Below are 9238 nucleotides of genomic sequence, written 5' to 3' on the forward strand. Positions count from 1 at the left end.
TGTCACGGCCCATCCTCCCGTGAACTGGCCGCCCATGACGGCGAAATCAAAGGTTCAAATCCGGCCAGACGCTGCATCTCCGCCGCCCAGCGCTGCACGCGGCGACCGGGCAGAAGCGCGGCATGAACGGCGTTCTCCTGACCGAGCGCCACGCTTAACGCGTCATTGTCGAAGCAACCGCAGATTTCCGGCGCCGGGTTTTGCGACCGCGCCGCCGCCAGCAGCCGTTTGCGACCGTCCTCGGCGCCATTGGACGCTTCGATCAGCCAGGCGCATTTGCCGCCCTTGATCGCGGCTAGCACCTTTTCAAAGCCATTGATAATCAGGCCTTCGCGCCGCGCCAGACCCAGAAGGTCGAGACAGCGCCGCCGCAAAAGATCGTGGACAAGGGCGATGAGGTCCGGCCCCGCCTTGATCTGACGTTTGGCCGCACGACTGAATATGTTCTTTTTGATCGCGATTTCAAGGCTGGCGCGATCTGACGCCACCCACATGCCGCGTCCGGGCAGCTTGTGCGCGAGATCGGGCGTCAGGACGCCGTCGGGCGAAACAACAAAGCGGATCAGGCCGTCCGCATCCACGGAACGGCCTGAGGCGATGTCGCGGCGCATCAGGATGCGGCCCAAAATACGACCGCGCGAATCTTCGCACAGCACCTCGACGCCCGTTGCTTCGTCAGCAACGGGGCCGGGGTCGATAAGGTTCAGATGTGCGGGCTCATTGTTCGAGTTCGGCGACGTCGTCATTCGTCTCGCCCTCCTCGTCATAAACCGCGTCTTCGGCGTCATCTTCAACGACCGGCGCCTCGATCCAGCCCGCCGCGATGCGCGCGTTCAGGATCAGGTTTTCAGCGTCGGGCACGGACAGATTGAAGGTTTCCAGCGCGCCGGGGACGCGTACACGCTCGCCGCCCTTTTGCTCGAAGCCGCCGCGGATTTCGTCGGTCGCCAGGTCCGCCAGGTCTTCCAGCGTCTTCACGCCAGCTTCGCCCAGCGCCACCGCCATCGGCAGGGTGACGCCCGGCACCGCCAGAACCTCGTCCTCGACGCCCAGCTCGCGGCGTTTGGCGTCCTGCTCGGCGGCTTCCTTTTCGAGGAAGTCGCGGGCGCGCGCCTGCAATTCCTGCGCGGTGTCCTCATCGAAGCCCTCGATGCTGGCGATTTCACCCTCATCGACATAGGCCAGATCCTCGACCGTCGAGAAGCCTTCGGTGACCAGAAGCTGCGCGATGACCTCATCGACGTCGAGCGCTTCCTGGAACAGGGCGGTGCGCTCGGCGAATTCCTTCTGACGGCGCTCCGAATCCTGGGTTTCGGTGATGATGTCGATCTGCCAGCCGGTCAGTTGCGAGGCCAGACGGACATTCTGGCCGCGGCGGCCGATGGCCAGCGACAATTGCTCGTCCGGCACCACGACCTCGACGCGGTCTTCTTCTTCGTCCAGCACCACCTTGGAGACTTCCGCCGGGGCCAGGGCGTTGACGATGAAGGTCGCTTCGTCCGGCGACCACTGGATGATGTCGATCTTTTCACCCTGCAATTCGGCCACGACCGCCTGAACGCGCGAACCGCGCATACCGACGCAGGCCCCGACCGGATCGATCGAATTGTCGTTGGAGAGCACGGCCATCTTGGCGCGCGAACCCGGATCGCGGGCCACCGATTTGATTTCGATCACGCCGTCATAGATTTCCGGCACTTCCTGCGCGAACAGCTTGGCCATGAAGCCGCCGTGGGCGCGCGACAGCATGATCTGCGGCCCCTTGGTCTCGCGGCGCACATCATAGATGTAGGCGCGGATACGGTCATTGACCTGGAAGGCTTCTCGCGGGATCGACTGGTCGCGGCGCATAATGCCTTCGCCCTTGCCGAGATCGACGATGACATTGCCGTATTCGACGCGGCGCACCGTGCCGTTGACGATATCGCCGACGCGGTCCTTATATTCGTCGTACTGATGCTCGCGCTCGGCCTCGCGCACCTTATGGGTGACAACCTGACGCGCCATCTGGGTCTGGACGCGGCCCAGTTCGAACGGCGGCAGCACCTCGACATATTCCTTGCCGACAAAGGCCTCCTTATCGTCGCGCAGGGCGTCGGTCAGGGTCTTTTGCGCGTATTCGTTCTCCAGCAGCTCGTCTTCGACGACCGTGGTGACGCGGGTGATGGTCATTTCGCCGGTGCGCGGATCGATATGGACGCGGATGTCGTGATCGGCGCCGTAACGCGAACGCGCCGCCTTCTGGATCGCTTCCTCGATGGAGGCGATCACCACGGACTTGTCGATCGCCTTTTCGCGCGCGACGGCTTCTGCGATCTGCAGCAGTTCCTGGCGGTTGGCGCTGATACCGGTAAAGCTCATGGCTTAGTCCTCTTCATCGTCATTGGCGACGTCATCTTCAAAATCGTCGTCGCCGAAATCTTCATCTTCATCTTCATCGTCGCCGCGGGCCGCGCGGGCCTCGGCGCCGCGTTTCATCAGTTCGTCGGTCAGGACCAGCTTGGCCTCGACGATCCAGGCGAATGGGATCATGGCCGTCTCGGCCTCGCCTTCGAGGTCGATGGCGATATGGTCATCCTCGATTCCGGCCAGCACGCCGCGAAAGCGCTTGCGCCCCTCGGCCAGACGGTCCAGCTCGATGCGCGCCTCAAGCCCTTCATAGGCCTCGAAGTCCTCAAGGCGGGTCAGGGGACGGTCTATGCCGGGCGACGACACTTCGAGCACGAATTCGCCGGGGATCGGATCGGCCTCGTCGATCAAGGCCGAGATCGCCCGCGACAGGCGCGCACATTCATTGACATCGATGTCGCCGTCCGACTTGCGCTCGGCCATAATCTGCAAACGGCGCGCCCCGCCAGCGCGGCTGGAGCCCATCATGCGGATGCGCACAATGTTCAGCCCCTGCGCCTCGGCGATGGGGTCGAACAGCTCGATCAGCTTGCGGTCTTCGGCGGTCTTGGCGCGCATCAGGTCCAGATTCAGATAATAAAAAAAGCGGCGAGCCGCTGTGGCCGCCGCCGAAGCCTTGCGGCTGTCGGACAATGTTGAAACACTTTATAGGCGCATCATGTTCGTTTGCCAAGCGCTGATTTGGCTAAAGGTTTTCGCCATAAAAAACAGGAAAAGGCGCGAAATCCGCGCCTAGCGTCTGACTGTCTATGTTTATTGGAACCACGGAAGACACGGAAAACACGGACGATCTTGTGACGCCGCGTAGCGGCATTTCCGTGTTTTCCGTGTTTTCCGTGGTTTAAAAACGACCGTCAGACGACCAGCGGCCGGTAAGACGCTACGCGCGGATTTCGTGTCCTTTCACGCCTTTAGTGTCAAAAAAATCAACGCCGCGCGAAATCGAAGAACACCGGCTTGCAGTCGCCCAGCCCCTTGGTTTCGTAACGCGTGGTGACATGGTCGGCGGGCGGCTGCGTCCAGTCATCGGGCGCCTGCGCCTGCCAGATGAAATCCGGGTTGGCAAGAAATCGCTCCAGCGCCCAGTCGGCGTAATTGGCCCAGTCTGTGGCGAAGCGCGCGATCCCGCCGGGTTTCAGCACGCGGGCGAATTCGGCCACGGTTTCGTTCTGGATAAAGCGGCGCTTATTGTGCCGCGCCTTCGGCCACGGATCGGCGAACAGAATGAAGATGCGGTCAAGAGATGCATCCGGCAGGCGCGCCAGCAGTGGGCGCGCATCGTCGGCCAAGACAAGTACATTGTTCAGTCCGCCGTCCTCGATATGGCGCAGCAGCGAGCCGACGCCGTTCAGGAATGGTTCGCAGCCGATAATCGTCACGTCAGGATGGTTTGTGGCCTGGGCGGCCAGATGCTCGCCGCCGCCAAAGCCGATCTCCAGCCACACCGGGCCTTTCGCCAGCGCCGCGGCGACGTGCGCGTCGTTCGCCTCGATGCGCGGCAGAAGCGTGTCGAACAGCGAGGCCTGACGCGGCTTTAAGGTGCGCGACTTGGTGCGCCCGAACGAGCGCATCGGCCCCCAGGTGGGCGATGCCTTTTCTTCAGCGGGGGTTTCTTTTTCGGCAGGTGTTTTTTCTTCAGCAGACATGGGGCGCGTCTGTAACGACGAAAACGGCAAAAGACAATTGCCGTTCTGGCGTCTAAAGCTGCGGCGCCGCGCCGAGGCTGGCGCCGTCCATGCTGGCCTGGGTGTCGCGCAGGGCCAGCCGCACGAGCGTCTCCATACACCAGCGCGCATCGTTCGGGTCTTGCCGCCGGATCGCTTCATAGACGGCGCGATGGTCGGGCACCGGATCGCGCGGCAGGGCGGAATGGCGCTGCTTGAAGCGCGTGGACCATGACACCGCTGCGCCGATGGAGGAGCTGAGGCAGATCAGCGCCTCGTTGTTGGTGGCGTCGAGCAGGGCGTTGTGGAAATCGAGGTCGGCCTTGCGCCCGGCCTCGGTCGCCAAAGTCTCGGACGCCATGAGGTTCAGCGCCTTGTCCATGATGTCGAGGTGGCTCTGGTCGCGGCGCTGCGCCGCCAGGGCCGCCGCCGCCGGCTCGGTGATCAGCCGCAGCTCGAACAGGCCGGTGATGAAGTCGTTGCTCGGCTCGGTCTCGAACATCCAGCGCAGCACTTCGGGATCGAGAATATTCCAGCGCGAGCGTTCCGTCACGCGAGTGCCGGCCTTGGGGCGGCTCTCGACCATGCCCTTGGCGGCCAGGATACGGATGGCTTCGCGATAGGCCGAGCGCGAAATCTCCAGCGCGCTGCTCGATTCGATCTCGTTGGGCAGGGTCTCGCCGGACTTATAGACGCCCTTGAGAATATCGACGCCCAGCTTGTGCGCCAGCGCGCCGTGCAGGCGGCCCTGCGAAATCGGGCTGCGAAAAGCCACGTCCGGCACAATGTCCGCGACGGCGTCGTCGGTAGGATCTTCGGACATAGGTGTGTTTCCCGCCTTTTCTCTTATGATCGTCCCGTATGCCAGCCGCCTTGCCGCTTGACAAGTCTCCGCCGGGATCAGGCCCGCAGCGGCGCCGCTCCGGCTTTCATCAGATAAAAGACGATGGCGTCGCGCAGCGCATGATAGGAGGCGTCGATCACATTGTGGCTGACGCCCAGCGTGTTCCAGGTCCGGCCCTGATCGTCGCGGCTTTCGATCATCACCCGCGTCAGGGCGGCAGTGGCGTCCGACGGGGTGAGGATGCGCACCTTGTAATCGTTCAGATGCATCTTCGCCAGTTGCGGGTAGTGCGGCAACAGCGCCTTGCGCAAGGCGGCGTCAAGCGCATTGACCGGGCCATTGCCTTCGGCCACGGTCATCACCTGTTCGCCCGCCACGGTCAGCTTGACCGTCGCCTCGGCGACGTCGAAGGCGCGGTTTTTTTCATCCAGCCGATATTCGTTAAGTGCGCGATAGCTTTGCAGGTCGTAATAGCGCGGCGCCATGCCTAGCCGTTCGCGCGCCATCAGCTCGAAACTGGCGCTGGCGTCCTCATAGGCGTAGCCCAGCGCCTCGCGCGCCTTCACCGCCTTGACCAGCTCGCCGATATGGTCGTCATCGTCGGCGACCTTAATGCCCATCTGGTGCAGGCGGCTGACGATATTGGCGCGGCCCGCCTTGTCCGAGACGAGGATCAGGCGCGAATTGCCGACCAGGGCCGGGTCGATATGCTCATAGGAGCGGCTGTCCTTGTTCATCGCGCTGACGTGCAGCCCGCCCTTGTGCGCGAAGGCCGAAGCGCCGACATAGGCGGCGTGCCGGTCCGGCGCGCGGTTCAGCCGGTCATCGACCAGCCGCGACAGCTCGCCGATATGGGTCAGTTGTTCGGACATAAGGCCGGTGTCGAAGCCCATTTTCAGCATTAAGGTCGGGATGATGGCGATCAGATTGGCGTTGCCGCAGCGCTCGCCTATACCGTTGATCGTACCCTGCACCTGACGCACGCCCGCCTCGACCGCCGCCAGAGAATTGGCGACCGCCTGCTCGGTGTCATTGTGGCAGTGGATGCCGAGATGGGCGTCGGGCAGGGCGTCCTTGACCGCCGAGACGATGCGCTTCACCTCGGACGGCAGCGAGCCGCCATTGGTGTCGCACAGCACCAGCCATTGCGCGCCGCCTTCGTGGGCGGCCTTCAGCGCCTCGATCGCATAGGCCGGATTGGCCTTGTAGCCGTCGAAGAAATGTTCGGCGTCGAAGACCGCCTCGCGCCCCTGCGCGCGGATATGGGCCAGCGACTCGGAGATCATGCGCAGGTTTTCGGAGGTCGAGACCTTCAGCGCCGTCTCGACCTGCCAGTCCCACGTCTTGCCAACCAGACATATGGTCGGGGTCGATACGGCCAGCAGATCCTGCAGGCCCGGATCGTTGGACGCCGACCGCCCGGCGCGGCGCGTCATGCCGAAGGCGGAAATTTTCGCGGTCTTCGTCTTCGGCAGGGCGGCGAAAAAGGCGTCGTCGGTCGGATTGGCGCCCGGCCAGCCGCCTTCGATATAGTCGATGCCGAACGCATCCAGCGCGGAGGCGATCGCCTGTTTGTCCGCGACGGAAAAGTCGATGCCTTGCGCCTGCGCGCCGTCGCGCAGAGTGGAGTCGTAAAGATATACACGTTCGGTCATGCCCGCCCGTCTATAACGCTGTGGAAAACGGGTCAACCAATAGCTTTAATTGGAGGGATCGGAGGCGTCCGCCTTGCAGGCGTGGCCGCGCGCCTTGGTCACCCAGACCGGTTCGATCGTGCGGTCGCCGTCGCGAAAGCCGGGCGCGCACCGATCGTCATTATCCGCGCCCTGGCTGTCGCCCAGATGCAGCATGACGCTGGCCGAACGCGAGCTGCCGCCGCGTTCGCCATAGCCGTAGCCCCGTCCGTATCCGCCATAGCCATAGCCGTCATACCCGTAATCGCCCCAGCCATAGGCGCCGTTCTTGCCGTAATCCGTCTGGCTGTAGGCCAGGCCCAGCGTGCCGTCCTCGCCGACCGGGATCAGGGTATAGACATAGCCGCTGCGATACCCGCCCGTGCCGACGCTGACCCCGCCGCCGCCGTGAATGGTGCGGCCGTTGCTCTCATAGCCCTGCGGCTTGGCGTAGAGGGGTTGCGGCTGCGCGTCTGTCGGCAGCGTGGCGGTGGAGGCGCTGCCGCTGCTGCTGGAATCGGAACTGGCGGCGGGCAGGGCGGCGCGCGCGCTGGTCACGACCTCTTCGTCGCCAGCATAGGCCGTCGAAGCGATTAAGGACGCCGCCAGTAGACAGGCGGTGCGCGACAGGGACATGATCCTTACCTCCAGCTTCACTTATCCGTCGGATATGGAACAGAATTAAGGCGTATATATATCATGCTTTCAGCCGGTCGCACACCAGCGCCTTCCACCACGCCACGCCGGTCGGAATCACCGCGTCGTTAAAATCGTATCTTGGATGGTGCAGCATCTGACCGTCCGGCGTTCCCTGCCCCAGCCAGATATAGCAGCCGGGCCGCGCCTGCAGCATAAAGGCGAAATCCTCGGCGGTCATGGACGGCGGCTCAAGGCGGCGCACATGTTCCGCGCCGACCACGGTTTGCGCCGCACGGGCTGCGTATTCGGCCTCCGCCGCGCTGTTCACCGTCGCGGGAAAGCCATGCACATACTTATAGACGACCTCCATGCCCATGCCCGCGCCGATCCCGCTGGCGATCTCGCCGATGCGGCGCTCGATCAGGGCGCGCGTTTCGGATGAAAAGGCGCGCGCCGTGCCGCGCAGCTCGGCGTCGGGCGGGATGACATTGTCGGCGCTGCCGGCGTGAATCTGCGTCACACTGACCACGGCGGCCTCGTGCGGGGCGGCGTTGCGGCTGACGATGGTTTGCAGCGCCGTGACCAGGTGCGCCGCCGCCACGACCGGATCGCTGTTCAGATGCGGCATGGCGGCGTGACCGCCCTTGCCCTTCAGCTTGATGCGGAAGAAGTCGCAGCTCGCCATCACCGGCCCGGCTCGCACCCCGATGGTTCCGGCGGGCAGTTGCGGCCAGTTGTGCAGTCCATAGACCTCCTCGACGCCGAAACGCTCCAGCACGCCTTCGTCGAGCATCATCTTCGCCCCGCCCAGCGCTTCCTCGGCGGGCTGGAAGATGAAGACGACGGTTCCGGCGAAATCGGGATCGGCGGCCAGATCGCGCGCTGCGCCCAGCAGCATGGCGGTGTGGCCGTCATGGCCGCAGGCGTGCATCCGCCCGTTATGCGTCGAGGCGTGCGCAAAGTCGTTATGCTCGTCCATCGGCAGGGCGTCCATATCGGCGCGCAGGGCGATGACGCGTCCGGACCCCAGTCTTCCTTGCAGAACGCCGACCACGCCGGTCTTCGCCCAGCCGGTCGTGACCTCCAGCCCGAACCCGCGCAGCTTGTCGGCGACAAAGGCCGAGGTCAGCTCTTCTTCATAGCCCAGCTCAGGCCGCGCATGAATATGCCTGCGCCAGAGAGTGATGTCCGTATGGGCGATGTCGCTGTCTTCGGCCATAGGTCGCGCGTCTCCAAATCGTCCGTCGTCTCCCTATATAGGGGATAAACGCGGTTATGTGAGAAAAGTGTCATATCGCTGTTGACTCGTGCGGACGGCCTGTCTAAAAGCCGCCCTCCCGACGCCGGGGACGCCGACGAAGACTTGCTCAGCAAGGCTTAGCAGTCCAACTGGCGAAAGGATCAAGCGCAGATTTCAGCGGGTTTTGTGAAAACAGAATTCTTTGAAAAAGGCGGTTGACACGGAGTAGCGAAGCCTTTAGCAACGCCGCTCCTTCGGCCAGTCGATTGGCTTCGAAAATGTTGAAAAACTTTTTGAAAATAATCGCTTGACTGAAAAAAATGAGCGGTTATAAGCGCCGCTCCGCTGATGAGGCCAACACTTCTGAGGCGAACGTGAAAAGAAAATTTCTTTTTTAAAAAGAAATGCTTGACACGAAAAAATACGGTGGTAAATAGCCGCCTCCCACGACAACGGGTTGGTTGTTGCGCTGGTCGGCTCGGCCGTCAGTGAGGTCTTTGACATTGTATGAAATGGAAAGAGAAACGCAGGCGGCGGTGTTCTGGCGCAGATTAAGTTCTGCAGTACGACACTGATGTTTGCGGTCTCTTTAAAGACAACCATTCGACGGAATTCTTTCGGGAATTTGGTCGTGTGGGAACTCGTTAATGAACGTAAACTTACGCAGTGATTTAGTCACTGAGATTAGTGTCAACTCAACCTGAGAGTTTGATCCTGGCTCAGAGCGAACGCTGGCGGCAGGCCTAACACATGCAAGTCGAACGATCCT

Annotated in this window: 8 protein-coding genes and 1 rRNA gene; 1 reads left to right on the top strand and 8 read right to left on the bottom strand. The window is 62.7% G+C overall.

Annotated features, from left to right (window positions below):
- Positions 1–2: 2 nt before the first annotated feature.
- The 8 genes from ACTHLA_RS09240 to ACTHLA_RS09275 all read right to left on the bottom strand — a co-directional run bounded on the left by ACTHLA_RS09240 (position 3) and on the right by ACTHLA_RS09275 (position 8448).
- Entirely contained in the window at positions 3–746 is a 744-nt protein-coding gene (locus ACTHLA_RS09240; protein ID WP_440187748.1) for an RNA-binding protein, read from the bottom strand.
- Positions 718–2361 carry a transcription termination factor NusA gene (nusA, locus tag ACTHLA_RS09245; protein ID WP_440187751.1) on the bottom strand — a complete coding sequence of 548 codons (1644 nt, stop codon included), beginning with the start codon at positions 2359–2361 and terminating at the stop codon, positions 718–720. The genes ACTHLA_RS09240 and nusA overlap by 29 nt, the downstream gene beginning before the upstream one ends.
- Before the next feature lie 3 nt (positions 2362–2364).
- The gene (rimP, locus tag ACTHLA_RS09250; RefSeq protein WP_440187778.1) at positions 2365–2967 is read right to left on the bottom strand and encodes a ribosome maturation factor RimP; all 603 of its coding nucleotides are present in this window, start codon (positions 2965–2967) and stop codon (positions 2365–2367) included.
- A 368-nt stretch (positions 2968–3335) separates the two neighbouring features.
- Entirely contained in the window at positions 3336–4055 is a 720-nt protein-coding gene (gene trmB / locus ACTHLA_RS09255) for a tRNA (guanosine(46)-N7)-methyltransferase TrmB (protein WP_440187754.1), read from the bottom strand.
- A 52-nt stretch (positions 4056–4107) separates the two neighbouring features.
- Positions 4108–4896 (bottom strand): FadR/GntR family transcriptional regulator, encoded by a 789-nt coding sequence (locus tag ACTHLA_RS09260; RefSeq protein ID WP_440187757.1) that lies wholly within the window; start codon positions 4894–4896, stop codon positions 4108–4110.
- Positions 4897–4973: 77 nt separating this feature from the next.
- The gene (gene cimA / locus ACTHLA_RS09265; protein WP_440187760.1) at positions 4974–6572 is read right to left on the bottom strand and encodes a citramalate synthase; all 1599 of its coding nucleotides are present in this window, start codon (positions 6570–6572) and stop codon (positions 4974–4976) included.
- Between the two features lie 45 nt (positions 6573–6617).
- Positions 6618–7226 carry a hypothetical protein gene (locus tag ACTHLA_RS09270; RefSeq protein WP_440187763.1) on the bottom strand — a complete coding sequence of 203 codons (609 nt, stop codon included), beginning with the start codon at positions 7224–7226 and terminating at the stop codon, positions 6618–6620.
- Positions 7227–7287: 61 nt separating this feature from the next.
- A complete protein-coding gene (locus ACTHLA_RS09275) occupies positions 7288–8448 on the bottom strand; it encodes a M20 aminoacylase family protein (RefSeq protein WP_440187766.1) in 1161 nt (386 codons plus the stop codon).
- A gap of 717 nt (positions 8449–9165) precedes the next feature.
- Here ACTHLA_RS09275 and ACTHLA_RS09280 point away from each other — a divergent pair.
- Positions 9166–9238, top strand: a 16S ribosomal RNA gene (locus ACTHLA_RS09280); the annotation flags it as partial.

The sequence above is a fragment of the Asticcacaulis sp. genome (assembly GCF_051956075.1).
In the GTDB taxonomy this organism is placed as follows: domain Bacteria; phylum Pseudomonadota; class Alphaproteobacteria; order Caulobacterales; family Caulobacteraceae; genus Asticcacaulis.